The following is a 26571-nucleotide window of genomic DNA, read 5'->3' on the forward strand; positions in this document are numbered from 1 at the left end:
ATCGCGCGCTGTCACTTCGCGTGACGGGTTGCAACGAGGGCGTAGGGCGGCGTATGCGACCGGACCATGAGCACCGGCGTCCCCGCCGTGTTTCTCGATCGCGACGGCGTCCTGATCGAGGACACCGGCTACCCCCATCTGGAAGAGCATCTCCGCCTCGTTCCCGGCGCGCCCGAAGCCGTGCGTCGGCTGAACCAGCTCGGCTATTTGTGCGTCATCGTCACCAACCAGTCCGGTGTCGCGCGCGGCCTGTTCACCGAAGAGCAGATGAAGGCCTTCAACGTCCTGATCGTGCGGCGGCTGGCCGGCAAGGGCGCGATCATCGGCGCCGTCTATGCCTGCCCCTTCCATTCGGAGGGCCGGGTCGAGGCGTACATCCATCCCGACCACCCGGACCGGAAACCCAACCCCGGCATGATCCTCCGCGCCATCGCCGACCATCATATCGACCCGGCGAAGAGCTTCATGATCGGCGACCAGCCCTCCGACATGGAAGCCGCCCGCCGCGCCGGCGTGCCGGGCTTCAGGTTTGAGGGCGGAAACCTCGACGCCTTCGTGCGGGACCTGCTCGGTCACTAGGGCGACGACCCGATGTGGGATTTCCCGCTCCGATGAAATAGGCTGCGCTTCGACGTCCCGGAGCCTTGCATGACCCAGACCTTCGCCGACCGCCGCTGGACCAGCGCCGACGGCCTCACCCTCTACGCCCGCGACTATGCGGCGGGACCTGGCCCGGCGAAGCTGCCGGTGATCGCCATCCACGGCCTGACGCGCAATTCCGCCGATTTCGAAGCCATCGCCCCCCTGATCGCCCAGAGCGGCCGCCGGGTCCTGGCCGTCGACATCCGCGGCCGCGGCCGCTCGGACCGCGCCCCTGACCCCATGACCTACCAGCCCGCGACCTACGCTCAGGATGTGTTGGCCCTGCTGAACCAGAGCGGCATCGAGCGCGCCGTCTTCCTCGGCACCTCCATGGGCGGGCTCATCACCATGGCCCTGGCCGCCATCCGCTCGAAGGTCATCGCCGGCGCCATCCTCAACGACATCGGTCCCGAGGTGGCGAAGGAGGGGCTGATGCGCATCGCCGCCTATTCCGGCCAGCCCGTCGACACGCCCGGCTGGCCGGAGGCCACCGCCTATGTGAAGCAGCACAACGCCATCGCCTTCCCCCACTATACGGACGCCGACTGGGACGCCTTCGCCCGCCGCGTCTTCCGCATCGGCACCGAAGGCGCGCCCGTGCTGGACTACGACCCGGACATCGCCGTGCCGATCCGCGCTGCGGGCGCCAAGGCCCTCGTCCCCAATCTCTGGCCCATGTTCACCCGCCTGACCAAGGGCCGGCCCGTCCTGCTGGTGCGCGGCGAAACCTCGGACCTGCTCAGCGCCGACATCGCCGCGAAGATGCGCAAGCGCGCCCCGAAGATGGACTATGTCGAAGCCCCCGGCGTCGGCCACGCCCCCATGCTCGACGAGCCCGAGATCAAGGCGGCGATCTTCCCGTTCCTGAACGAGTTGCCGTGAATACGAGGCAGCAGGCAACGGGCAGCAGGCAACAGGAGACTGCGCCGATTTCCCTGCTGCCTGCTGCCTGTTGCCTGATCCCTAGTCCGGAACGTTCGCGTCCAGCTCGTCCAGCCAGACCCGCGCCGTGCCGTCCGAAGGCGCGCGCCAGTCACCCCGCGGCGACAGCGACCCGCCAGTGACCACCTTCGGTCCGTTCGGCAGGGCCGAGCGCTTGAACTGGCTGGTCTGGAAGAAGCGGACCAGGAATTTCCGCAGCCACGCCTTGATGACCGGCAGGTCGTAGGCGACCCGTTCAGCCTCCGGCATGGCGGTCGGCCATTCGCCCGTCGCCGCATCCTTCCACGCCTGATGCGCAAGGTACGCCACCTTTGACGGCTTCAGGCCGAAGCGGGTCACGTAAAACAGGAAGAAGTCGTTCAGCGCATAGGGCCCCACAGTCCCCTCGGTCGACTGCAGCTTCCCGTCCAGCGCCGGCACCAGCTCCGGCGAAATCTCTGTCCCCAGAATACCGCGCAGCACCGGCACGACGTCGGCCCCGACCACCTCGCGGTCGGCGACCCAGCGGATCAGGTGCCGCATCAGCGTCTTCGCCACTCCGCTGTTGACGTTGTAGTGGCTCATATGGTCGCCGACGCCATAGGTGGCCCAGCCCAGCGCCAGTTCCGACAGATCGCCCGTGCCCAGCACGAAGGCGTCATGCTGATTGGCCAGGCGGAACAGATAGTCCGTCCTCAGACCGGCCTGCACATTCTCGAAGGTGATGTCGTGCACCGGCTGTCCCATCGAGAACGGATGGCCGATATCGGCCAACATCTTCTCGGCCGTGCGGCGAATGTCGATCTCGTGCGCGCTGACCCCCAACGCCTTCATCAGGGCGTGGGCGTTCGACTTCGTCCCCTCCGAGGTCGCGAACCCCGGCAGGGTGAAACCGAGAATGTTCGAGCGCGGCAGCTTGAGCCGGTCGAACGCTCGGCACGCCACCAGCAGCGCCTGCGTCGAGTCCAGCCCGCCCGAGACGCCGATGACGATCCGCTCGCCATTGGTCGCCTTCATCCGGCGCATCAGCCCCTGCACCTGGATGTTGAAGGCCTCGTAGCAGTCCTGATCCAGCCGCGCCGGATCGTCCGGCACGAAGGGGAAGCGGTCCAGCGGGCGGATCAGATCGCCCGGCGCCTCGCCCTCATACGCCTCGAACGGAACCACCGTCGCCGGCTCGCCCTCGATCCGCGCGCAGTCCGAGAAGGTGCCGTTGCGCAGCCGGTCCAGACCGATCCGCTCCACATCGATGTCGGCGACGGTCAGATGGCTTTCCAGCGAGAACCGCTCGCCCTCCGCCAGCCGCGCGCCCAGCTCATGGATGGTCGCCTGCCCGTCCCACGCCAGATCGGTGGTGCTTTCGCCCCAGCCCGAGGCGGCGAACACATAGGCCGACTGGGTCCGCATCGACTGGCTGGCGCACAGGATCGCCCGCTCGTCGGCCTTGCCGATGAGGATGTTGGACGCCGACAGGTTCAGCAGGATGCGCGCGCCCGCCAGCGCCGCGCGCGTCGAGGGCGGCAGCGGCGCCCAGTAGTCCTCGCAGATCTCGGCGGCGAAGACGAAGCCCGGCCGGTTGGCCGCCTCGAAGATCAGGCCCGGCGCGAAATCGACCGTCTCGCCGTTCAATTCCATCGTGTCCTCGGACCGGCTCGGGGCCGAGGCGAACCAGCGTTTCTCGTAATATTCCCGATAGTTGGGCAAATAGGTCTTGGGCACGACGCCCAGCACCGCCCCCGACCCCAGCACCACGGCGCAGTTGTACAGGGCGTCGCCGCTGCGCAGGGGCGCGCCGATCACCACGATCACCCCGGCCTCGTCCGCCACTTCGGCCAGGTCCGCGATTCGCCGCTCGACCTCATCCAGAAGCGCGCCCTGCATGACCAGATCGTCGATGGCGTAGCCGCTCAGCGACAGCTCGGGGAAAACCATCAGGTCCACGCCCTGCTGACCCGCCTGACGGATCAGGGCGGCGTGCTCCTCCGCATTGGCGGCCGGGTCGGCGATATGCACCACCGGCGTCGCGGCGGCGACACGGACGAAGCCGTGGGTGCGGGACGAATGGAACGGGTGGGGTTCAGGCATCTATGTTTCCGCTCATCCCGGCGAACGCCGGGACCCAGTGCTGTCCAGCATGACGCCGGCGGTTTGGACCGCCAGTTATGCTCATATAAGCCAAAACGTCTCACCCAAAGAACTGGGTCCCGGCTTTCGCCGGGATGAGCGGTTTTTCCATCAATGCGAGACTTTCACGCTTTTGGTGATTTTGCCGAACGAACCAGCTAAGCCCGGTCCATGAACGATACGCCGAAAAAGGGTTGGCTCTCGCGGCTGAGCGAGGGCCTCTCCCGTTCCTCGAAACAGATGACCGAGCAGGTCGTCTCCGCCTTCGTCAAGGAACCGCTCAGCGAAGCCGCCCTCGACGGGCTGGAAGAGCATCTGCTGGAAAGCGATCTGGGCCCGGCCGCCACCGACCGCATCGTCGCCCGCTTCCGCGAACTGCGCTTCGGCGCGGGCGCAAACGAGCGCGAGGTCAAGGAGGCCCTCGCCGAGGCCGTGGCCTCCGAACTGGTCAACCACGAGGCTCGCTACGAGCCGCTGGGCGGCCCCCGCCCCTTCGTCACCCTGTTCGTCGGCGTCAACGGCTCCGGCAAGACCACGACGCTCGGCAAGATCGCCGCCGACCTGACCGGACAGGGCGCCAAGGTCATGATCGTCGCCTGCGACACCTTCCGCGCCGCTGCTCGCGAACAGCTGAAGGTCTGGTCCGAACGCGCCGGCGCCACCTTTGAAAGCCGCCGCGACGGCGCCGATCCCGCCGGCCTCGCCTTCGACGCCTACACCCGGGCGAAGGCCGAAGGCTTCGACGTCGTGCTGATCGACACGGCGGGACGCCTGCAGAACAAGTCCGCCCTGATGGACGAACTGCTCAAGATCGTGCGCGTCCTGAAGAAGATCGATCCCGAGGCGCCGCACGAAACGCTTCTGGTGCTCGACGCAACCGTCGGCCGCAACGCCCTGGCCCAGGAACAGATCTTCGGCCGGACCGCCTATGTCTCCGGCCTTGTGATGACCAAGCTGGACGGCACGGCCCGCGGCGGCGTTCTGGTCCCCGTGGCCCAGGCCTCCGACGCCCCGATCAAGCTGATCGGCGTCGGCGAGGGCATCGACGACCTGCAACCCTTCGACGCGCGAGCCTTTTCACGATCTCTGGTGGGGCTCGAGGACTGACATGACCGACACGCCCCCAGAACAGCCCCGGACCGCACCCGCGAACAACCGCGCATGGATCCGTCAGGCCGTCGACTTCGGCGCCCTGGTCGCCTTCGCCGGCGCCTATGTCTTCCTGCGCGCCCGCGGCCTCGACGGCCGCGAGGCCATGGTTCAGGCGACATGGGTGCTGGTGGGCGCCTCGGCCATCGCCCTGATCGTCGGCTATGCGGTGGAGCGGCGTCTGGCCCCCCTGCCCCTGCTGGCCGGCGGTTTCGCCCTGATCTTCGGCGGCCTGACCCTGTTCTTCCACGATCCGTCGCTGCTGAAGATCAAGCTCAGCATACAGAACGGCCTGCTGGCCGCCGTCCTGCTGGGCTCCCTGCCGCTGGGCAAATACCCGTTCAAATATCTGCTGGGCGACTCCATCAAGGTCACCGATCAGGCGTGGCGCGGACTGACGCTGCGCTACGGCCTGTATTTCGCGACCATCGCCGTCGCCAACGAGATCGTCTGGCGGACCCAGAGCGATGACACCTGGGTCGCCTTCCGCGGCATCATCTGGGTCGCCGCCTGCGTCTTCGGCCTGCTGCAGATCCCCTACATCCTCAAGCACATGATCAAGGACGAGGAACCCGGGCCCGTCTCTCCGGACCCCGGTCTGTAGGCAGGGTTTCCCCGCGGGCGTATCGTCCGTCGTCAAACCGTAAAACGCGGCTGCTAGCTATAGCTTCACACCGAGGGGATACGGTCGATGGTCAAGTCCGGAAACAAGGCGAAACGCAGCGCAGGACTGGGCGGATCGCCCAGCCATCTGATGCACCGCGTGCTTCAGCTGGCGCTCGATATCTATTCGGAAGAGGCGGGCGCCGACGGCCTGACCCAGCGTCAGTTCGCCGTGCTCGAGGCCGTCAGCCACAAGGCCGGCCTGACCCAGACCGATCTGGTCCGCGCCACCGGCATCGACCGCTCCACCCTCGCCGACCTCGTCTCCCGCATGACGACCAAGGGTCTGCTGGACCGCGAAAAATCCATCATCGACGCCCGCGCCAAGGCCGTACGCCTGTCGGCCGCCGGTCAGGCCGCCCTCGATGCCGCCCGCCCTCGCGTCGAGGCCGCCGACAAACGGATCATGGCCCTGCTGCCCAAGGGCAAGCGCGACGGCTTCCTCGACCTTCTGGCCGAACTGGCCGGAGAGGCCGACGCCGCCCCCGCCAAGGCCAAGGCCGAGGCCCGCGCCGCCAAGAAGGCCGCCCGCGAGGCGAAGAAGCTCGAGAAGCTGGCGAAGAAGGCGGACAAGCCCGTGAAGGCGCCGAAGGCCGAAAAGCCGGCGAAGGCGAAGAAGCCCGCAAAGCTCAAGCTCGTCGAACCGGCCTGAGAATACAGTCTCTCTCTATCCGCTCATCCCGGCGAAAGCCGGGACCCGGTTCTGTCCAGCTTGACGCTGATGTTTCAGGACGAGGATTCGTGATCGGTCAGGCTCGACCCATCACCCAAAGCACCATGTCCCGGCTTTCGCCGGGATGAGCGGGATGTTGGGTCGCAGCCCCTCAATCCATCAACTGCTGCGCCAGATACACATAGTGCCGGGCCCACCGCCTCGCGTTCGCCACCGGATCGGCGTCGTTCGAATGCCCGCCCGAGGTCTCTTCGTAATACAGGTGCTCATGCCCCTGCTCCGCCAGCCGCGCGGCGAATTTCCGCGCATGGCCCGGATGCACGCGGTCGTCCCGGGTATTGGTCGTGATATAGACCCGCGGATACTCCGCGTCCGGACGAAGCTGCTGATAGGCCGAATACCGCGCGATGTACGCCGCCTCTTCCGGGATGCGCGGATCGCCGTATTCGCCGATCCACGACGCCCCCGCCGGCAGTTCGTGATAGCGCAGCATGTCGATCAGCGGGCTCTCGATCACCGCCGCATTGATCAGCTCCGGATGCTGGGTCATGGCGACCGAGGTCAGCACCCCGCCGTTCGACCGGCCGTAGATGCCGGTCCGGCGCGGCGAGGTGATCCCCCGAGTCTGCAGGTCGCGCGCGACGGCCGCATAGTCGTCGAAGGCCAGTTGCCGGTGTTCCTTCAGCACGCTCTGGTGCCAGGCCGGTCCGAACTCGCCGCCGCCGCGGATGTTGGCGTTGACGTAGACGCCGCCGTTCTCGAGCCACAGCTTGCCCATCTCGGGGATGTAGATCGGCGGCTTGGACACCTGGAACCCGCCGTAGCCGTAGATGATCGTCGGCGCGTGGCCGTCCATCACCAGATCCTTCGGCCGGGTGACGAAATAGGGAATCTTCGTCCCGTCCGACGACGTCGCCTCGAACTGCTCGACCACATGGGTCGAGGCGTCGAAGCGGGCGGGCGCCTGGCGCACCGTCTCGGCCGTTCCCGCCCGCGCATCCGCCAGCGCCAGGGTCGAAGGCGTCAGGAAGCCTTCGTAGGAATAGAAGATGCGGCCCGACTCCCGGCTGGACGATCCCAGATGGACCGCGACATTCTCGGGCGCCGGCAGGGCGGTTTCGGGCCAGCCGAATTCGCCGCGGTTCTGGAAGACGGCGGTCCGCCCACGGACGTTGTCATAGATGCTGGCCACGATCCGGTCGTCCATGACGGCCACATCCTCGACCGACTGCCGCGCCGTCGGGGTAAAGACGGTGTCGTCCGCGTTGGAGATGGCCTGACTGCCGGGCCGGATCGTCGCCATGACGACCGCCATCAGGGTCCCCGCCGGTATCTCGCGCCCGTAACGACTCCACGCCTCGTCGAGGGTCAGCACCAGCTGTCCACCCATCATGCCGCGAATGCTGACCCGCTCGGGCAGGTTCAGCTTCACGGGCCGTCCATCCACCTCCCACGTCTCGCTGCGGAAGGTGTCGAGCGGCCTGTTGATCAGCACGCCCAGCACCTGACCGGCGCCATTGCGGTAGACGCTCGGGCTGACCCCGTACCCTCCGTCGCTGATGTCGCCGCGATAGACCTCGGTCGCCTGCGCCAGCGTCTGGCCGCGCTTCAGCGACTTCACGATGTAAGGATAACCTGACTCCGTCAGCGTGTCCGGCCCGAAGTCCGTGGCCACCAGAAGCGTGTCGCGGTCCAGCCATTCCAGCCGGTGCTTGCCCTCCGGCAGGATGAAGCCGTCCTCGACCCACAGGCCGGTGGCGGTGTCGAACTCGCGCACCACCACCGCATCCTTGCCGCCGTCTGACAGCGAGACGAGGCAGCGCGTCTCGTCCGGGGCCAGACAGTCCGCGCCCTTCCAGACCCAGTCCTTGCCCTCGGCCCGCGACAGGGCGTCGATGTCCAGCATCGTCTCCCACCGCGTATTGGCCGAGCGATAGCTCTCCAGCGTCGTGCGCCGCCACACCCCCTTCGGATTGGCCGCGTCCTGCCAGAAGTTTCCGATCCCCTCGCCGAGGAAGCTCGGCCCCGGGATCCGGTCCGTCGCCGTCAGGATCGCCTCGGCCTGCCGGCGGAACGGCTCATAGCGCCGGTCGCCCTCCAGCGACGCCAGCGCCTTGCGGTTGGACTCCGCCACAAAGGCCATGGCCTCGGTCCCGTTGACCTCTTCCAGCGCCAGATGATCATCGGCCGCCCTCACCCCCGCGGGCGTCAGGTCGGCCGGCATGTGCGGCGGCGGCAGGAGCAGCGGCCGCGCAACGTCCGCGGCGTTCAGGGGCGTGATCGTCATCGGCGCCGGGTCCGAGGCGCAGGCCGCGAGCAACAGCGCCGGGATCGCGGCGGACAGGATCAGTCGGTTCATCTCAAACTCCGAAATACGAGCATCTTCGTCCGCCGCGGGCGGCGCCTATTCCGGCGCCGGGACCTGCGTGTCCATCAGCCGCCGCGTCAGATAGGTGTATTCCAGCGCCAGACGCCGGGCGGTCTCGCGCAGGTTCGCCCCCGCCGCATGGCCGCCGTCGGTGTTCTCGTAGAACAGCACCGGATAGCCCAGCTCCTCCAGCCGCGCCGCCGCCAGACGCTGGTACGGCGAATACTGCTCGATCCACGCTCGCTCTTCCGGGATATCCGGATTGCCGTATTCCGCGATCCAGCTGGCGCCCGCCAGCAGCTTGTGGAAGCGCAGCATGTCGAACAGCGGCACCTGGATCACGGCCGCATTGATCAGGTCCGGCCGCTGGGTCAGCATCGCCCCCATGAACAGCCCGCCCTGCGAGCCGCCCATGATCCCCAGACGCGGCTGGCTGGTGATGTTGCGCGCGATCAGGTCGAGCGCCACCGCCTGATAGTCCTCGTGCGACCGCTGCCGGTTCTCCTGCAGCGCCGCCTGGTGCCAGCGCGGCCCGAACTCGCCGCCGCCGCGCGTGTTGGCGATGACATAGACCCCGCCCCGCTCCAGCCACAGCTTGCCGACCGTGGCTGAATAGCCGGGCAGCAGCGACGACTGGAAGCCGCCATAGCCGTACAGCAGCGTGGGATTGGCCCCGTCCATGGCCATGTCGCCCTTGTGGACGACGAAATACGGAATCATCGTCCCGTCGGCCGAGCGGGCCTCGAACTGATCGACCGTCATCCCCGTGGCGTCGAACTTGGCCGGCAGCGACTTGGCCAGATCCGTCGCGCCGCTGGCGGCGTCGGCCAGATACAGGCTCGACGGATTCAGATAGCCCGTCACGCTGACGAACACCTGATCGTCCCGCTCCGAGGCCGAGCCCACATTGACCGAGACGTTCTGCGGCAGGTCCAGCCGCGTCCGCGCCCATTCCCCCGAGGCGTTGGGCTCATAGACATAGACCCCGCCGCGCACGTTCTCGTACAGGGCCACGACCAGCTTGTTGCGGGTCGCAGTGATGCCCTCGATGGCCTCGCGCTCGGTCGGGCGGATCACCAGCTGCGCCGGCGTCGCCGGATCGGCCAGCCAGCGGTTCAGGTCCCAGGCGATCACGTCGCCCGTTTTGAACGCCTGCCCCGACGGCGCGGTCCAGTCCTGATCCGTCGTCACGACCAGCTGTCCGCGCACCAGCGCATTGATGTTCGACTTGGCCGGCAGATCCAGCTTCGTCGTCGTGCCGTCCGCGTTCAGCCGGTGCGTCTCGCCCTCATAGAAGTTGACGCCGCGATTGATCAGCGTCGCCTGCACCACGCCGTCGGCGTCGCGCAGCGTATAGCCCGACACCGATACATCGGTCGGCTGGCCCGTGAACACCGTCTGCGCCTGATCGATCGTCTGGCCGCGCTTCAGCACCTTCAGCACCATCGGATACCCCGAGGTCGTCAGCGTGCCCGGCCCGAAGTCGCGCGCGATCAGCAGGGTGTTCTCGTCCAGCCACGACACCCCGCCCTTGGACTCGGGCAGGACAAAGCCGTCCGCCACGAAGGTCCGCGTCGCCCGGTCGAACTCGCGCACCGTCACCGCATCCTTGCCGCCGTCCGACAGCGAGACCAGGCAGCGGGTCTCTTGCGGCGGCAGGCAGGTCGCGCCCTTGTAGACCCAGTTCTTGCCCTCGGCCGCGGACAGGGCGTCGAAGTCGAGGATCGTCTCCCACTGCGGCGCCTCGGTGCGATAGCTGTCCAGCGTCGTCGTCCGCCAGATGCCGCGCACATGGGTCGCGTCCTGCCAGAAATTGTCGATCGTGCCGTCGTGGTTGAAGCCCGGCGACGGGATGCGGTCGCGCGACTGGACAATCTCCAGCGCCTGCTGGTGCAGGGTCTCGAAGCGCGGGTCGCCGCGCAGCACGCCCAGCGACCGCTCATTGTGTTCATTGACCCAGGCCATGGCCCGTTCGCCGTCGACCTCTTCCAGCCACAGATACGGATCGGTCGCGTCCGAGGTGGCGAAGCCTCCCGAGCTCGCGGCGGCGGCCGGGGCGGGAACGGAGGTCTGGGCCATGGCGGCGCTCGATAGGGCGGTTGAAGCGAGAAGCGCGGCGAGCGCGGCGGTGCGGATCATGTGGAGAGGCCCCCTCAAGTAGCGTGAAGCGATAGGGGCCCCAGGAAAGCCCCCCGACTGAAGTCGGGCGGCACCTTACCGGTGACCGGGTCCGCGACAAGCTGGAGTGGACCGAGGTTACGGCTTTGTCATCTTGGCGGAGCGGGCCTTCCTCACGCCCCCTCATCCGGAATGCACAGCACCTCCCCGCACGCCTTGCAGTGCACCGCGTCCGGATCGTGTTTGTGCAGGCCGCAGGTCGGGCAGGGATGGCTGATCTTGTGCGGCTTGAAGATCGTCTGGGCCAGCCGCAGGAACAAGGTGATCCCGGTCAGCATGACCACGATCGACAGCACCCGTCCCCAGTTGCCCGGCAGGGTGATGTCGCCGAACCCGGTCGTCGTCAGGGTCGCCACGGTGAAATACAGGGCGTCCAGATAGCCGCTGATCCCCGGATGGCTGTCGCGGAAGGTGGCGTAGACGAAGCCGGTCACCACGAAGATGAAGGTCACCAGCGAGGCCAGCGCCTTGGTGATCTCCTCCACCCGGGTGTCGTCGTATTTGTGCCCGACCGTCCGCCAGAAGAATTCGGAATGCAGCAGCGTCCACAGCCGCACCAGCCGCAGGAAGCCGAAATTGAACAGCCAGGCCGGGAACAGCAGGGTGGCCAGAACGAACAGGTCGACCCAGGTCGCCGGCTTCTTCAGCCAGTCCTTCAGATCTGTGTGGGCATAGGCTCTGGCCGCCAGATCGGCCGCCAGGATCGTGGCGATGACATAGTCCACGACATAGAAGACCAGCCCCGCCTCATGAAGGATCGGCGCGGCCAGGAAGAAGCCGATGATGGCGAAGTCGATGACGATGACCGCCAGCCGGAACCGCACCGCCAGCGGCGACGAGCCGTGATAGAGGTAGCGCAGCCGGGCCCGCAGACGCAGGCCTTCAGCCTTGGGCGGTTCGGACTGGCTGACGGGCTTTGCGCGACTCATGGCCCAGCTTAACGCCCTTCTCTCGCGTCAGGTCCAGTCTCCCCCTATATCGGAGCGAAGATGACCCGCCCCTTCGTCAAGATGAACGGCGCCGGCAACGATTTCGTCGTCGTCAATGCGCTCGAAACGCCGTTCGCCCCGACGGCCGATCAGGCGCGCGCCATCGCCGACCGCCAGACCGGCGAGGGCTGCGACCAGCTGATCGCCATCGAGCCCTCCGAAACCGGCGACGCCTTCATGCGGGTCTGGAACGCCGACGGCGGACAGGTCGAGACCTGCGGCAACGCCCTGCGCTGCGTCGGCTGGATGCTGCTGCAGTCGACCAGCAAGGATCAGGTCGTCATCGACACCCTCGCCGGCCCGACGACGGCGCGACGCGAGGCCGACGGCCGCATCACCGTCGACATGGGCGCGCCGCGTCTGGACTGGAAACAGATCCCGCTCGACGAGGCCATGGACACCCGCGGTATCGAGCTTCAGGTCGGCCCGATCGACGACCCCGTCCTGCACACGCCGGGTGCCGTCTCCATGGGCAATCCCCACGTCGTCTTCTTCATGGACCATGCGCCCAACGACGGCTTCGTGCGCGGCGCCGGCTCGCTGGTCGAACACCACCCGCGCTTCCCCGAGGGCGTCAACGTCGGCTTCGCCCACGTCACCGCGCCCGACCACATCCGCCTGCGCGTCTGGGAGCGCGGCGCTGGCCTGACCAAGGCCTGCGGCACCGGCGCCTGCGCGGCGCTGGTCGCCTCCGCCCGCCGCGGCCTGACCGGCCGCGCGGCGACGGTTGAAGTCGATGGCGGTGAACTGTTCGTCTCATGGGACGAAGAGACGGACCATGTGCTCATGACCGGACCGGTCGTGGTCGAGCGCACGGGAACGCTGGGGATCTGATGCCCCACCGCCGTCATCCCGGCGAAGGCCGGGACCCAGCGGCGCCGAAGGCGATCTGTTCACGCACGATGGGTCAGGCAGATGTGTCCGCGACAGGTTCGCGCTCTCGCGCGCCGCTGGGTCCCGGCCTTCGCCGGGATGACGGCAGGTGAAAGTGCGAATCTATAGTCGGGTTCAGAAGAAAACATCCGGCCCCTTCAACGCCTTCCCCTTTTCCCAAACTGAATCACCAGCACCCCTCCCGGGCGCCCTTATCCTTCTCCCCATCCCGTCGCGGGGGAGGGCGTCTGGCGCCAGGGCCAATCACGTGCGGCGGGGTGCGATCGAGCGGGAAACGTCGTCCTGTAATCGTCGCCCGGACCCTTGTGCGGTGNGGGGGAGGGCGTCTGGCGCCAGGGCCAATCACGTGCGGCGGGGTGCGATCGAGCGGGAAACGTCGTCCTGTAATCGTCGCCCGGACCCTTGTGCGGTGAGGAACTGTGCTTGTGGAACATCGGGGGCGTGGGGACGGTGGACTGCCCGGGGGCGTGAAACCCCGGGGCCCGGGAGGCCTGGAAGCCTTCCGCCCGTCGCGGGCGTACGATGGAAAGGGNCTCGTGTGAACCGGTCGCGCGGAGCGCAGGCGGCGACGCCGAAAACTCTTCACGGTCCCCGTAACGCGAAAGCAGGGGGCCATTTCACGGTTCCGGGCCAACCGCCCGCGCTCCGCCACCTCCCCGCACTTTCCGGCCCACGGGCCGGAGAGCGATGATGCACGCCCTGTTGTCGTCATCCCGGCGAAGGCCGGGACCCGGCGGCGCCGAAGCGCAGCGGAGGCGATGACACAGCCGCGCTCCCGGCAGGTTGGCGCTCTCGCGCGCCGCTGGGTCCCGGGGTCGCTGCGCACCCCGGGATGACGACAGGAGAGCGCATGCCTCCCCACAACGGTTGTCCCGGCCCGCCCCCGGCTTTAGGAACACTCCATGGCCGACATGAACGACAAACAGACCTTCTCCGACGAAGACGCGCTGCATTTCCACCGCAGCCCCACGCCGGGCAAGATTTCCATGGCGCCGACCAAGCCCATGGCCACCCAGCTCGATCTGTCGCTGGCCTATTCGCCGGGCGTCGCCATTCCGGTGCTGGCCATCGCCGCCGATGTGGACAAGGCCTACGACTATACGTCCAAGGGCAATCTGGTCGCCGTCATCTCGAACGGCACGGCCATCCTCGGCCTCGGCAACCTCGGCCACATGGCGTCCAAGCCGGTGATGGAGGGCAAGGCCGTCCTGTTCAAACGCTTCGCCGACGTCGACAGCTTCGACGTCGAGGTGAAAACCACCGACTCCGACGAGTTCATCACCGTCGTCAAGAACATCGGCGACACCTGGGGCGGCATCAATCTGGAGGATATCAAGTCCCCGGAATGTTTCGAGATCGAGGCCCAGCTCCAGGACCTGCTCGACATCCCGGTCTTCCACGACGACCAGCACGGCACCGCCATCATCTCGACCGCCGGCCTGATCAACGCCTGCCACATCTCCGGCAAGAGGCTGGAGGACATCAAGGTCGTCCTGACCGGCGCCGGCGCCGCGGGCCTGTCCTCGATCGGCCTGATGAAGGCCGCCGGCGTCCGCGCCGAGAACACCGTCATCGTCGACCGCGACGGCGTCGTCTACAAGGGCCGCGCCAACGTCGACCAGTGGAAGGCGGCCCACGCCACCGACACCCACCTGCGCACACTCGAGGAGGCCATGGTCGGGGCCGATGTCGTCATCGGCCTGTCCGCCAAGGGCGCAATCACCAAGGAGATGGTCGCCTCCATGGCGCCCAATCCGATCATCTTCGCCATGGCCAATCCGGATCCGGAGATCACGCCGGAAGACGTGCTGTCGGTCCGCTCCGACGCCATCATCGCCACCGGCCGCTCGGACTACGCCAACCAGGTCAACAACGTCCTCGGCTTCCCCTACATCTTCCGCGGGGCGCTGGACGTCCGCGCCCGCCGGGTGAACCACGAGATGAAGGTGGCCTGCGCCCAGGCCCTCGCCGCCCTCGCCCGCGAGGACGTGCCGGACGAGGTCGCCGCCGCCTATCGCGGGCGCAAGCTGAAATTCGGCCCCGACTACATCATCCCGACCCCCTTCGACCCGCGCCTGATCTGGTACATCCCGCCCTTCGTCGCCCAGGCGGCGATGGACACCGGCGTGGCCCGCAAGCCGATCGAGGACATGGACGCCTAGGCGCCGTGCGCGCCGCCCCCAACAAGCGGGTGGTGTTCGCCGAGGGCGAGGAGACCGCCGTCATCCGCGCCGCCTGGGGCTTCAAACAGGCCGAACTGGGCACGCCGATCCTGATCGGCCGCGAGGAGCTGATCCGCAAGAACGCCGCCGAGGCCGGTCTGAACTTCGACGACATGGGCATCCAGATCGTCAACGCCCGGGTCAGCGAGCACAACGCCGACTACACCGACTGGCTCTATGAACGTCTGCAGCGCCGCGGCTATCTGAAGCGCGACGTCCAGCGGATGATCAATCAGGACCGCAACTATTTCGCCGCCGCCATGTGCGCCCGCGGCCAGGCCGACTGCATGGTCACCGGCGTGACCCGCAATTTCAACATGGTGCTCAAGGAGGTCCGCCGCGTCCTCGACGTCAAGGAGCGGATGATCGGCCTGTCGATCCTGCTGGCCAAGGGCCGGACGCTGTTCGTCGCCGACACCTCGATCCATGAACTGCCCAGCGCCGAGGAGCTGGCCGAGATCGCCATCCAGGCCGCCGCGACGGTGCGCAAGCTGGGCAAGACGCCGCGCGTCGCCTTCATGTCCTACTCGACCTTCGGCAACCCTCCCGGCGAGCGCGCCGAGAAGGTGCGCGAGGCCATCCGCATCCTCGATTCCAAGGGCGTCGATTTCGAATACGAGGGCGAGATGCCGCCCGAGCTGGCGCTCGATCCCGAGCAGCGGTCGGCCTATCCGTTCATGCGCCTGACCGGCCACGCCAACGTCCTGGTCATGCCGGCGATTCATTCAGCCGCCATCTCGACCAAACTGGTCCAGCAGCTGGGCGGCGCGACCGTCATCGGCCCCCTGCTGGTCGGGCTCGAGAAGTCGGTCCAGATCGTCTCGCTGGGCGCCTCGGTGTCCGAGATCATCACCGCCGCCACCTTCGCCGCCTATGACGAAGGGGCCGCGGTGGAGGGGTGACCTTCTAGGCCAGCCCCGCCTCGGCCTTCAGCCGGCGGTTCCGCCTGTCCAGCAGCCAGCACAGGATGACGGCGGGGATGCCGACCGCCGCCGTCCCGGCGAAGAACAGGGCGTAGGCGACCATCAGCTCATGCCCCTGCTGCAGGCTCTCGACCACCACGCCCGAGAAGCCCTTCAGGAACTTGCCGAGCAGGGCGTAGAACGAGCTCAGCAGGGCGTACTGGGTGGCCGTATAGCCGATGCCGGTCAGGCTCGACATGTAGGCGACCAGCGCCGCCCCGGCCAAACCTTCGCTGAAATTCTCGACGAACAGGACGCCGGCGAACATCGGCGTCGACAGACCCGCGATGGCCATCAACGTATAGCCGAGGTTGGACATCGGCCCGATCAGGGCGCCCAGCAGCAAGGTCCGCCCGAAGCCGAAACGCAGTGCGCACAGACCGCCCGCCGCGATGCCGGCGATGGACCCCGCCAGACCGAAGCTCAGACGCATCGCCCCGATGGCCTCCTTGGTCAGACCCAGCTCCAGATAGAACGGTCCGACCATCGGCCCCATGACGAAGTCCGGCAGCCGGTACAGGCTGATCGCCGCCAGCATCAGCAGGGCGGCGGTCTTGTGCGTGACCAGAAAATTTATGAACGGGCCCACGACGGCGTCATAGATGCCCCGCGGCGTCCATGGCGCAGCGCCGCCCGTGGCCTTGGCGATATCCGAACGGTCCAGCGGCTCCTTCGCGAACAACGTTGCAACGATGGCGATCGACATGGCCGCGCCCCAGATGCCGTAGGCGCCGTTCCACCCGAACCATGTCGCGAAGAACAGGATCAAGGCGTTGCCGGCCAGGATCGCGAACCGGTAGCCCAGCTGATAGGCCGAGGTCAGCAGGCCCAGATCCTCGTCGTTCTCGGCGGTCTCGATCCGCCAGGCGTCGACGACGATGTCCTGGGTCGCCGATGCGAACGCCGTCACAAGGGCGGCCGTTCCGAGGGCGGTCAGTCCACCCTCCGGACCGATGATCGCCATGGCGATCAGCGCGGCTCCGACCAGTATCTGCGACAGCAGCATCCAGCCGCGCCGCCGTCCCAGCATGCCGAGGATCGGAACGTCGAACCGGTCGACGACCGGCGCCCAGAGAAACTTGAACGAATAGGCGAGGCCGACCCACGAGATGAAGCCGATGGCCGACAGGGCGACATCGCCTTCCGCCAGCCACAGGCTGAGGGTCGCCCCTGTCAGCAGGAACGGCAGGCCAGACCCGAAGCCGAGCAGCAGGGTGATCAGCACCCGGCCGCGACCCAGGGCCTTGAAGACGTCCTTCGCGCCAGCCTTGGGCGGCGCGGCCTTCGTGGTGTCGGTCATCGGTGCGTCCCCTCGGAGAGTGACGCCCCCGCGTCCCCTATGCGACGGCGACCTTGGCGCGCTCCGCCCGGTTCGTCCAGCGGGCGAGTGAGCTGCGCAGGCTTTCCAGCTCCAGCGGCTTGACCAGATGATCGTCCATCCCCGCCTCGAGGCAGGTCCGGCGGTCCTCGGCGAAGGCGTGGGCGGTCAGGGCCACGATCGGCGTCTGGTCGCCCCGGGCCCGGATCGCCCGGGCCGCGCTGGGTCCGTCCATGCCCGGCATCCGCATATCCATGAAGACCAGATCGTAGCGGGCCCGCTTCATCGCATCGAGCGCCTCATAGCCGCTGGCCGCGGTTTCGACGGCGCAGCCTTCGCGCCGCAGCAGCGTCGCCGCCAGCAGGGCGCCGACCGGATTGTCCTCGACCAGCAGCACCCGGGTCCCCGAGAACCGGGTCGTCGCGACGCGATCGTCCTCGGGCGGCGGCGGGGGCGGCAGTCCGGGCTGCATCGGGGCCTTGGTCCCGGCGGCGGCCAGCACGCGCTCGGCCACCGAGGCGCGGCGCAGCGGCTTGATCAGATAGCCGTGGAAACCGGCGCTCTTGTATCGGGCGATCAGGTCCCGCTCGGACGGCTTCAGCAGGATGACGCCGCGACCCTGGGTCGGTCTGGCGGCCATTCCCGATCCGGCGGCGCGGGCGGCGTGATCAATCAGGACCACGTCCGCATCGGATTTGCAGCGGCCGCCGGAGGCCTCGATCTGAGCGACGGCTGCGGACTTCACGAACGGGTCCGGGCTGATCACATTGACCGTACGGCCTTCCAGTGTGCGGCTGCGGACGGCATTCTTGACAGCGGGGAAGGCGGCCTCGAAGCGGAAGCGCGCGCCGGGGCCGTCGGGCCGGTCGGCGACCGTGACCGTCCCCTTCATCGCCGCGGCTAGTTTCGAGACCACGGCCAGACCCAGGCCGGCGCCGCCGAACCGGCTGGCGTCCGAGGCGTCGACGTGGCCGAACTCCTCGAAGATCCGCTTGCGCGCCTCGACTGGAACGCCCGGGCCGGTGTCGTCGATGATGAAGGCCAGCTTGGGCCGCGACGCCACGCCGTTGACCCGCTCGACCGTGATGCGCACCCCGCCGGTCTCGGTGAATTTCACCGCATTGCCGGCCAGGTTGAACAGCACCTGACGCAGGCGGCCCTCGTCGCCGATGATGTCAACGGCGTCGGCCGCGACCGACCAGACGATTTCCAGTCCCTTGTCGTGCGCCTTGGGGCTCAGCAGTTCGGTGACGCCCCGGACCAGCGCTTCCAGATCGACGGGCGCCGCATCGAATTCCAGCTTGCCGGCCTCCAGCCGGGCATAGTCCAGCAGGTCGTTGACCAGACCCAGCAGATGTTCGGCCGAGGACCGGGCCGATTCCAGATAGGCGCGCTGCGCCCCGTCCAGCCGGGTCCGTTGCAGGAGACCGAGCATGCCGATGACGCCGTTCAGCGGCGTCCGCATCTCATGGCTCATAAGGCGCAGGAACTGCTGTTCGGGGGCTTCGCCCTCTACTGGCTGCCTGTCCGCCGGTCCCGTCTTCACACGTCGCGCCATTCTGGCCTCCACGCCCCCAACTTCGGGAAAGCATGCAGGCCGAGGAGTTAACGCCCGCTCAAAAGTCCTTCAGAAAACAGGCGTCTGCGTGATGCCGCGCCTGTCGTTCGAAATCACCCTGAGCGCCCACAGTGGAGCGGCGATAGACGAGCGCCTCGGCGATATGCCGGCGCAGGACCCCGTCGCACCCGTCCAGATCCGCGATGGTGCGGGCCAGACGCAGGGTGCGGGTCCAGCCCCGGGCGGTCAGCCCGCCCGCCTCCCCCGCCCGCATCAGCAGGGCGCGGCCGGGCGTATCCGGAGTCGCGAACCGGTCGAGGGTCTCGCCGGAAGCCCGGGCGTTGACGGCCTGACCCCGGGCGATAGCCGGATCGATGCCGGCGGCGCGCAGCCGGTCCTCCTGCATGGCGCGGGCCGCGGCGACCCGGGCCGCCGCCTCGGCCGTGCCTTCTGCTGGCGGCGGCAGGGCCATGTCGGAGGCCGTCACCGGCGGCGTCTCCACGGTCAGGTCAATGCGGTCGAACATCGGACCCGAGATGCGGTTCTGATAATCGCGCTGGCAGCGGGGCGCCTTGCCGCACGCGCCCTTGCCCGCGCCTCCGATGCCGCACCGGCAGGGATTCATGGCCGCGACCAGCTGGAAGCGGGCCGGATAGCGGACATGGGCGTTGGCCCGGGCGACCACGATCTCGCCGGTCTCGAGCGGCGCCCTCAGGGAGTCCAGAGCCTGGGCCGAATATTCGGGCAGTTCGTCGAGGAACAGCACGCCGTTGTGCGCCAGCGACGCCTCGCCCGGCTTGGCCTTCAGCCCGCCCCCGGTCAGGGCCGCCATCGAGGCCGAGTGGTGCGGCGCGCGGAACGGCCGGTCCCGGGTCAGGGCCCCGCGCTCGATCAGGCCGGCCACGGACCACACCATGGAGGTCTCCAGCAACTCCTGCGGCGTTAACGGCGGCAGCAAACCGGGCAGACGCGCCGCCATCATTGATTTTCCCGAGCCCGGCGGCCCGACAAAGAGCAGGTTGTGGCCGCCCGCCGCCGCGATCTCGAGCGCGCGCTTGGCGCTCTCCTGACCCTTGACCTCGCGCAGGTCGGGGACCGAGGCGCCCATTCGCACCGGTCCGGGTTCGGGCGCCCGCAGCACCTGCGCGCCCTTGAAATGATTGACCAGACCGATCAGCGACCGCGGGGCCAGGATGTTGACGTCGCCCGCCCACGCCGCCTCGGGCCCGTTGGCCTCGGGACAGATCAGCCCCAGCCCCATGGCCGAGGCCGCCACCGCCGCCGGCAAGGTCCCGCCCACCGGCGCGATCTGACCGTCCAGATTGAGTTCGCCCACCGCGGCCCAGCCGTCCAGCGCGTCGGGCGCAATCACGCCCATGGCCGCCAGCAGGGCCAGCGCGATCGGCAGGTCGAAATGGCTGCCCTCCTTGGGCAGGTCGGCCGGGGCCAGATTGGCGATGATGCGCCGCGACGGCAGGGCCAGTCCGATGCCGGCGAAGGCGCCGCGCACACGCTCCCGGCTTTCGGCCACGGCCTTGTCGGGAAGGCCGACGATGGCGAAGACGATCGGCCCGTCATTGCCGACCAGCTGCACCTCGACGTCGACGCGCCGCGCCTCGACGCCTTCGAACGCGACCGTCACCACCCGAGCCGCCACCGCGCCCTCCCGCTACGGGAGGAACGAAACACGAACCCGAAATCTACGCAACCTTAATTCCGCGTGGCGCTCAACCTGAGATCAGGCGGCGCGTTTGCGTTCGATCGCGTCCCACATCAGGGCGGCCGCATCGACGCCGGTGAAGCGCTTCAGCTGCTGGGCCCCTGTGGGCGAGGTGACGTTGATCTCGGTCAGATAGTCGCCGATCACGTCGATGCCGACGAACAGCAGGCCGCGCGCCTTCAGCGTCGGCCCGATGGCGGCGCAGATCTCGCGGTCGCGCTCGGTCAGCTCCACCGGCGCGGCCGTGCCGCCGACGCGCAGGTTGGACCGCACCTGATCCTTGGCCGGAATGCGGTTGATCGCTCCGACCGGTTCGCCGTCGATCAGGATGATGCGCTTGTCGCCCTTCGAAACGGCCGGGATGAATTTCTGGATCACCAGCGGATCGCGGCTGCCCGTCATGTGAATCTCAACCAAGGCTTCGAGGTTCGGATCGCCGGCCTTCAGCCTGACCACCCCCGAACCCGCCGCGCCGTGCAACGGCTTCAGCACCACGTCGCCATGGCGTTCGTGGAAGTCGACGAGGGCGACCGGGTCCGCGCTGATCAGCGTCGGCGGCGTCAGGCCGGGGAAGCGCGTGACCAGCAGCTTTTCAGGGGCGCTGCGCACCTCGGCCGGGTCGTTCACGACCAGGGTCTTCGGGTGCACCGTTTCAAGCAGATAGGTCGCCGTGACGTATGCCATGTCGAACGGCGGGTCCTGGCGCATCAGAATGACGTCGACGTCAGCGCCCAGATCCAGCTTCACCTCGTCGCCGAAGCTGACGTGATCGCCTGCGGTCTGGCGCAGGGTCACGGGCCGGGCGCGGCAGAACAGCCGTCCGTCTTCCAGCGCCAGGGTGCGGAAATCATAGACCCACTGGGCGTGGCCCCGGTCCTGCGCCGTGGTCATCATGAGCCAGGTGGTGTCGGACTCGATGTTGACCGCCTCGATGGGGTCCATCTGGATCGCGACTCTGAGCATGGGCTGTCCTTGCAGGCGGTGAGCCTTGGCTAATGGGCAGCGGGAGGCGGCGGCGCAAGCCTAGTTGAGCTGCAGACGCACCCGATCGACCGACATGCGGCGCGTGATCTCCATCGGATCGTCCAGCGTCCGGGCCTGCGATAGCGCTTCCAGAGCCCCGGTCAGTGCGCCTTGTTTCTCGCGCGCCGCGGCCACGTCCAGCCAGGGGCGGTGATCCTCCGGGTCCAGCAGGGCGCGGCGCAGGGCCGAGCGTTCAGCGCCTTCGAAATCCTGGGCGCGAATTGCGCGGCTGAACAGGACGTTCTGCATCCGGATCAACGCCTGACGCTCGCTGACCGGCGCCATCAGCACGTCCAGCCGGTCAGCCACGTGCGGCGTCAGACCGGCCCGCAACGCGCGGCGGGTCAGCTCCGACGGCAGGACCAGACGGCCCTGGCTGAACGGGTCCAGCGCCACAGGTCCCTCGGGGGTCTCGACACGCAGCAGGAAATGGCCGGGGAAGTCGACTCCCTGCGCCTTCACCCCCGCCCGCCGGGCCGCGTCGAGATAGAAGACACCCAACGTCACCGACAGGCCGCGCCGGCGTTCGGCCACATCGATGATGTCGGTGTTCGCCGGGTCGTCGTAGTGCAGCAGGTCGCCGTTCAGCCGCAGGTCGGCCGCCATGGTCTCGGTCAGGGCGTCATCGGGGCTTTCGCCGAGCATCCGCTCGGCCAGCCGTTCGGCGGCGTGGTTGGCGAGGGTCCGGGCCGGTTCCGGATCGCGGAAGGGGTAGTCGTGGATGGCGCAGGCGATCGCCGCCTCGAGCAGCGGAAAGGCGTCGTCCTCGGCCTGTCCGGCGTCGGTCAGGATGGAGATCGCGTCATCGCGGGTCATTCGGCGCCCCTCCCGAAGGCGTCAACGCCGCGACGATGGCGCGGAAATCGCCCGGGAGCCAGCGCCACCATATCGATTCTCAACACGTGACCGGCCAAGCTGGGTCTTTGACGCAACACCGCCCGGCCCGCCGCCAGCAGGCGGTCGAACTGATCCGGGGTCAGGGCGAGCAGCGCCGCCTCCAGCGTCTTTCGGCGTTTGACCTCGACTACGGTCAGCGTCCGGCCCCGCCGCGCGAGGATGTCGATCTCGCCGGCGCGGGTCTTCAGGCGGAAGCCGAGGATCTGATAGCCCTTGAGCATCAGCAGCGCCGCGGCCAGCCATTCCGAGCCGTGGCCGGCGCGGTGCGCCTTCGATCCCAGCCCGACCCGCCAGTCGCTTTTGACGCGCACCGCCTTCGGCGCCTTCAGCCGGATCGCAGGCGGCTTCACCGGCCCTGCATCTCCAGCGCCCGCTTGTAGAGCGGCTTGCGCGGCAGGTTCAGGGCCCGGGACACCTCGGCGGCGGCCTCGCCGGGCGGCAGGCGGGTCATGGCCTCGGCCAAGGCCGCATCGGCGTCAGCTTCGGAGGCGACCTCGGTCTCGCCGGGGCCCACAACGACCACGATCTCGCCCTTGGGCGACTGGCAGCGTGGATCGACGGCCAGCTCGGCCAGCGTTCCGCGGACGCATTCCTCGTAAAGCTTGGTCAATTCCCGGGCGACGGCGGCGGGGCGCGGGCCGAGCACCGCGGCCATGTCGGCGAGGCTGTCGGCCAGTCGCGGGCCGCTTTCGAAGAAGACGAGCGTCTGGCGCGCGGTCCGCACCTCTTCCAGCATGGTCCGCCGGGCGCCCGATTTCGGCGGCAGGAAGCCCGCGAACAGCACCCGGTCTGCGGGCAGGCCGGCGATGCACAGCGCCGCCAGCAGGCTGGAGGGGCCAGGGATCGGATGCACAGGCAGGCCCTCGGCGATTACGGCGCGGGCGACGACGAAGCCCGGGTCGCTCACCAACGGCGTGCCCGCATCGGATACCAGCGCCACCACCGCCCCTTCGCGCAGCCGTTCGATAGCCAGTTCCGCCGCGCGGGCCGAGGCGTGATCGTCGCAGCGCTCCAGCCGCACCTTCAGCCCGTAGGCCGACAGCAGTTTGGCGGTCACCCGCGTATCCTCGGCCAGCACCAGATCGGCGGCCGCCAGCACGTCGAGCGCCCGCAGGGTCATGTCCCGCAGATTCCCGATCGGCGTCGCCACCAGATAGAGGCCGGACGCCACGGTGCGCGGCGGCGGGGCGGTCGGCGGAAACGGCGAGGGGTCAGACATTGGCCGGACCGTGCCCGAGGGGGCCGCGCCGCTCAAGGGCGGTCATACGAGCAGGGCGCGCAGGACGCCGTCCAGCACGGGCCGGCCTCGGGACGTCGCCACGATCCGCTGTCCATCTCGCGACAGGAAGCCGTCCGCGATCAATCCGGCCAACGGCGCCTTCTCGGGCGACAGGTCCAGCATGGCCAGCACGTCCAGCCCGACTCCCTCGACCGTGCGCAGACCGAGCAGCACCTTTTCCTCCGCCGCCTCGGCCGGCGACTGGGGCGTGCGCTCCGACCAGGGCGTCCCGGCTCCGACGCCAGTAAGATAGCCCCCGATCCCCCGCTCCGCGACGGTCGCCGTCCTCACGCCGCCCAGCGTCAGCCGCCCGTGCGCGCCCGGGCCAACGCCCAGATAGTCGCCGCCGCGCCAGACATGCAGATTGTGCGACGACCGGGCCGCAAGGCCGCGCGCGTGGTTGGACACCTCATAGGCCTCGAACCCCGCGTCCTCGAGCACGCCTTGCGTGGTCTCGTAGAGGGCGGCCGACAGATCCTCATCCGCGGGCGTCCAGGCGTGCCGGGCCACAGCGCGGCCGAAGGCGGTCGTCGGCTCTATGGTCAGTTGATAGGGCGAGACGTGCTCGAACCCCATGTTCAGCGCCTCGGTCATTTCGGCCGCCCACCCATCCGGCGTCTGGCCGGGCCGGGCGTAGATGAGGTCGATCGACAGGCGGTCGAAGGCGCGGCCCGCGACGGCGACGGCGCGCCGGGCCTCATCCGCCGAATGGTTGCGCCCAAGGAAGGCGAGCGCCGCATCGTCCAGCGCCTGCACACCCAGCGACAGGCGATTGACGCCTGCGTCCGCGAGGGCGGCGAACCGGTCGGCCTCGGCGTCCGTGGGATTGGCCTCCAGCGTGATCTCGATCAGTCCGCGCGGTTCGAACAGGGCCGTCGCCCGGTCGATCACCGCCCCGACGGCCTCAGGAGCCATCAACGACGGGGTGCCGCCGCCGAAGAAGATCGACGCCAGCCGACGCGACCCGGTCAGCGCCGCCTGTGCCTCGATATCGGCCAGGATCGCCGCGACCAGTTCGGCCTGTTCCTGCTTCCGCCCGCGGTTCCGCACGACGTTGAAGTCGCAATACGGGCAGATGCGCGCGCAATACGGCCAGTGGACGTACAGGGCGACGTCGTCTCCGGGATCTGGAACCGGATCAGTCAATCAGCGCTGCCTTCAGCTTGGCGAACGCCCGGGCGCGATGGCTGATCGAATCCTTCAGCGCCGGGTCCAGTTCGCCGAAGGTCCGGTCGTGGCCCTCGGGAATGAAGATGGGATCGTAGCCGAACCCACGATCGCCGCGCGGCGGGAAGGTCAGCAGGCCGTCGACCCGGCCCTCGACCACCACCGCAGGCCCGTCGGGCCAGGCTACGGCCAGGGCGGAGGTGAACCAGGCGCGCCTGTCGTCAGAGCCGATCTCCTTGAGCCTTTCTTCCACGCGGCGCATGGCGAAGGCGAAATCCTTGTCCGGTCCGGCCCACCGCGCGGAAAATATCCCCGGGGCCCCGTCCAGCGCCGCCACGGACAGCCCGGAGTCATCGGCCAGGGCGACCTCGCCCGCCAGATCGGCCGCATGGCGCGCTTTCAGAAGAGCGTTGCCCACGAATGTGCTCTCGGTTTCGTCCGGTTCCGGCAGATTCAGGCTCGCGGCCGTGACCACCTCGTAATGTCCGTCCAGAAGGTCGTCGATCTCCACGGCCTTGCCGGGATTGTGGGTCGCCACAACGAGACGCATCCCTTTGATAAGCTTGAGTTTCATCCCGATCACGCGCTCCGTTACATTCCATTGCCAAATTTTAATATCGTTAAACGATATGTAACATGACTTCCTTCAACGCACGTCCTATCTATGTCTTCAAGAACGGACGCCGCGACGTTCCCCGAACAAGCCGAAACCGGCAAGATCGATGCAGCGGAACAACGAACGAGGGGTGAAAGCATCCCTCACTCAGGAACTACGGAGAAAGACCATGAACACCATGAACGCTTCCTNAACCGGCAAGATCGATGCAGCGGAACAACGAACGAGGGGTGAAAGCATCCCTCACTCAGGAACTACGGAGAAAGACCATGAACACCATGAACGCTTCCTACTTCATCGAAAAGGTTGGCCACGGCGTCCTGAACGCCATGCTGCTCGCCGCCCTGCCGACCGCCCTGGTCGCCACCCTGATCCAGGCCCTGTGATTCTTCTCTGTCTCGCAGGAGCTTTGACGATCGGCATGACAATCGCGATGAATAAGCCCGCGTGTGGGTTCGCCGGACCCCGCGCGGCATCCTCGCCNGATTCTTCTCTGTCTCGCAGGAGCTTTGACGATCGGCATGACAATCGCGATGAATAAGCCCGCGTGTGGGTTCGCCGGACCCCGCGCGGCATCCTCGCCCCGACCCCCGGCCTGAAACGAGGCCCGCCCATGCGCTTCCCGAAGACGATACCGCTCGGGATTCGCCCGCCTGCCCTTCCGGGAATCAGCCCCGGATCCATGTCCAGCCTTCTCGGCGTCGCCCTCGGGGCCGCCTTCTGGATCCTGGCGCTGCTGACACTGGCCGCTGCCCTCTTCTTCATCTTCATGGCCTTTGTGCCGATGGGCCCCCTGGGTCTGACCGCCACGTCCGACGACGGCGGCACCAGCGTGCCCGTGCCCCGGGCCTATGTCCTGTTCGGCGTGGGCGCCATCACCGGCTATCTGGGCGGTTTCGCCCTGATCCTGCGCCACCTGCGCCGCATCGTGTACAGCCTTCGCATCGGCGACCCATTCCAGCCCGCCAATGTCAGCCGGCTGAAGCAGATCGGCCTGACCCTCGCCGTCGTCACCGGCGGCGCCTGGATCGGCCAGACGCTGGTGTCGCGGCTGGTCCGCGGCGCGCTCGAGCCGCCCAGCATGTTCGACCTCGTGACCCCCGCCTTTTCCGTCCTGGTCGTCTTCGTCCTCGCCGAAGTGTTTCGCGAGGGCGCGCGCCTGCGCCGCGAATCCGAACTGACAATCTGAAAAAGGTCCGCTAGAGCCC

At 68.1% G+C, this 26571-nt stretch carries 20 protein-coding genes and 1 pseudogene; 8 read left to right on the plus strand and 13 right to left on the minus strand.

From position 1 onward, the window contains the following. Positions 1-66 precede the first annotated feature (66 nt). Complete coding sequence (locus tag ASD25_RS08215) at positions 67-579, plus strand: HAD-IIIA family hydrolase (protein ID WP_056616114.1); 513 nt, start codon at positions 67-69, stop codon at positions 577-579. Positions 580-648: 69 nt separating this feature from the next. Next, positions 649-1524 carry an alpha/beta fold hydrolase gene (locus ASD25_RS08220; RefSeq protein WP_056616117.1) on the plus strand — a complete coding sequence of 292 codons (876 nt, stop codon included), beginning with the start codon at positions 649-651 and terminating at the stop codon, positions 1522-1524. Between the two features lie 81 nt (positions 1525-1605). On the opposite strand, the gene ASD25_RS08225 is transcribed toward ASD25_RS08220, so the two are convergent. After that, positions 1606-3648: an NAD(+) synthase gene (locus ASD25_RS08225; RefSeq protein ID WP_056616120.1), complete on the minus strand. Its 2043-nt coding sequence runs from the start codon at positions 3646-3648 to the stop codon at positions 1606-1608. 210 nt (positions 3649-3858) lie between these two features. Between ASD25_RS08225 and ftsY the strand changes: the two genes are divergently transcribed. The 3 genes from ftsY (at position 3859) to ASD25_RS08240 (ending at position 6151) form a co-directional block, all read left to right on the plus strand. Then, positions 3859-4794, plus strand: a complete 936-nt coding sequence (ftsY, locus tag ASD25_RS08230) for a signal recognition particle-docking protein FtsY (RefSeq protein WP_056616121.1) — start codon at positions 3859-3861, stop codon at positions 4792-4794. A 1-nt stretch (position 4795) separates the two neighbouring features. Then, positions 4796-5440 (plus strand): inner membrane-spanning protein YciB, encoded by a 645-nt coding sequence (locus ASD25_RS08235; protein WP_056616124.1) that lies wholly within the window; start codon positions 4796-4798, stop codon positions 5438-5440. 87 nt (positions 5441-5527) lie between these two features. Then, the gene (locus ASD25_RS08240; RefSeq protein ID WP_056616127.1) at positions 5528-6151 is read left to right on the plus strand and encodes a MarR family winged helix-turn-helix transcriptional regulator; all 624 of its coding nucleotides are present in this window, start codon (positions 5528-5530) and stop codon (positions 6149-6151) included. A 172-nt stretch (positions 6152-6323) separates the two neighbouring features. Here the strand turns inward: ASD25_RS08240 and ASD25_RS08245 are convergent, their stop codons facing one another. From ASD25_RS08245 to ASD25_RS08255, 3 genes are all read right to left on the minus strand, one after another. Continuing rightward, positions 6324-8531, minus strand: a complete 2208-nt coding sequence (locus tag ASD25_RS08245) for a prolyl oligopeptidase family protein (RefSeq protein ID WP_056616130.1) — start codon at positions 8529-8531, stop codon at positions 6324-6326. Between the two features lie 45 nt (positions 8532-8576). Then, positions 8577-10679: a prolyl oligopeptidase family protein gene (locus ASD25_RS08250; protein WP_056616133.1), complete on the minus strand. Its 2103-nt coding sequence runs from the start codon at positions 10677-10679 to the stop codon at positions 8577-8579. A gap of 152 nt (positions 10680-10831) precedes the next feature. Further along, a complete protein-coding gene (locus tag ASD25_RS08255; RefSeq protein ID WP_056616136.1) occupies positions 10832-11647 on the minus strand; it encodes a potassium channel family protein in 816 nt (271 codons plus the stop codon). Between the two features lie 60 nt (positions 11648-11707). Between ASD25_RS08255 and dapF the strand changes: the two genes are divergently transcribed. Beyond that, the gene (dapF, locus tag ASD25_RS08260) at positions 11708-12541 is read left to right on the plus strand and encodes a diaminopimelate epimerase (protein ID WP_056616139.1); all 834 of its coding nucleotides are present in this window, start codon (positions 11708-11710) and stop codon (positions 12539-12541) included. Positions 12542-13503: 962 nt separating this feature from the next. Beyond that, positions 13504-15725: pseudogene (locus tag ASD25_RS08265) on the plus strand (NADP-dependent malic enzyme). Between the two features lie 4 nt (positions 15726-15729). Here ASD25_RS08265 and ASD25_RS08270 read toward each other — a convergent pair. From ASD25_RS08270 to rdgB, 9 genes are all read right to left on the minus strand, one after another. Further along, positions 15730-17085, minus strand: a complete 1356-nt coding sequence (locus ASD25_RS08270) for an MFS transporter (protein ID WP_056616141.1) — start codon at positions 17083-17085, stop codon at positions 15730-15732. A gap of 37 nt (positions 17086-17122) precedes the next feature. Beyond that, entirely contained in the window at positions 17123-18661 is a 1539-nt protein-coding gene (locus ASD25_RS08275; RefSeq protein WP_056616143.1) for a response regulator, read from the minus strand. A gap of 58 nt (positions 18662-18719) precedes the next feature. Continuing rightward, positions 18720-20318: a YifB family Mg chelatase-like AAA ATPase gene (locus tag ASD25_RS08280; protein ID WP_056616145.1), complete on the minus strand. Its 1599-nt coding sequence runs from the start codon at positions 20316-20318 to the stop codon at positions 18720-18722. An 81-nt stretch (positions 20319-20399) separates the two neighbouring features. After that, on the minus strand, positions 20400-21344 hold the full coding sequence (gene gshB, locus ASD25_RS08285; RefSeq protein WP_056616150.1) for a glutathione synthase: 945 nt from the start codon (positions 21342-21344) through the stop codon (positions 20400-20402). 60 nt (positions 21345-21404) lie between these two features. Beyond that, positions 21405-22220 (minus strand): SirB1 family protein, encoded by an 816-nt coding sequence (locus ASD25_RS08290; protein ID WP_056616153.1) that lies wholly within the window; start codon positions 22218-22220, stop codon positions 21405-21407. Beyond that, positions 22217-22651, minus strand: a complete 435-nt coding sequence (locus tag ASD25_RS08295; RefSeq protein ID WP_082572282.1) for a YraN family protein — start codon at positions 22649-22651, stop codon at positions 22217-22219. The genes ASD25_RS08290 and ASD25_RS08295 overlap by 4 nt, the downstream gene beginning before the upstream one ends. Then, positions 22648-23520 (minus strand): 16S rRNA (cytidine(1402)-2'-O)-methyltransferase, encoded by an 873-nt coding sequence (gene rsmI / locus ASD25_RS08300; RefSeq protein ID WP_056616156.1) that lies wholly within the window; start codon positions 23518-23520, stop codon positions 22648-22650. Before rsmI ends, ASD25_RS08295 begins: the two co-directional genes overlap by 4 nt. A gap of 42 nt (positions 23521-23562) precedes the next feature. Continuing rightward, positions 23563-24726, minus strand: a complete 1164-nt coding sequence (hemW, locus tag ASD25_RS08305; protein ID WP_056616159.1) for a radical SAM family heme chaperone HemW — start codon at positions 24724-24726, stop codon at positions 23563-23565. After that, positions 24719-25321, minus strand: a complete 603-nt coding sequence (rdgB, locus tag ASD25_RS08310; RefSeq protein ID WP_056616161.1) for an RdgB/HAM1 family non-canonical purine NTP pyrophosphatase — start codon at positions 25319-25321, stop codon at positions 24719-24721. Before rdgB ends, hemW begins: the two co-directional genes overlap by 8 nt. A gap of 724 nt (positions 25322-26045) precedes the next feature. Between rdgB and ASD25_RS08315 the strand changes: the two genes are divergently transcribed. Then, complete coding sequence (locus ASD25_RS08315; protein WP_056616165.1) at positions 26046-26552, plus strand: DUF2975 domain-containing protein; 507 nt, start codon at positions 26046-26048, stop codon at positions 26550-26552. Positions 26553-26571 lie beyond the last annotated feature (19 nt).

The sequence above is a fragment of the Brevundimonas sp. Root1423 genome (assembly GCF_001426805.1).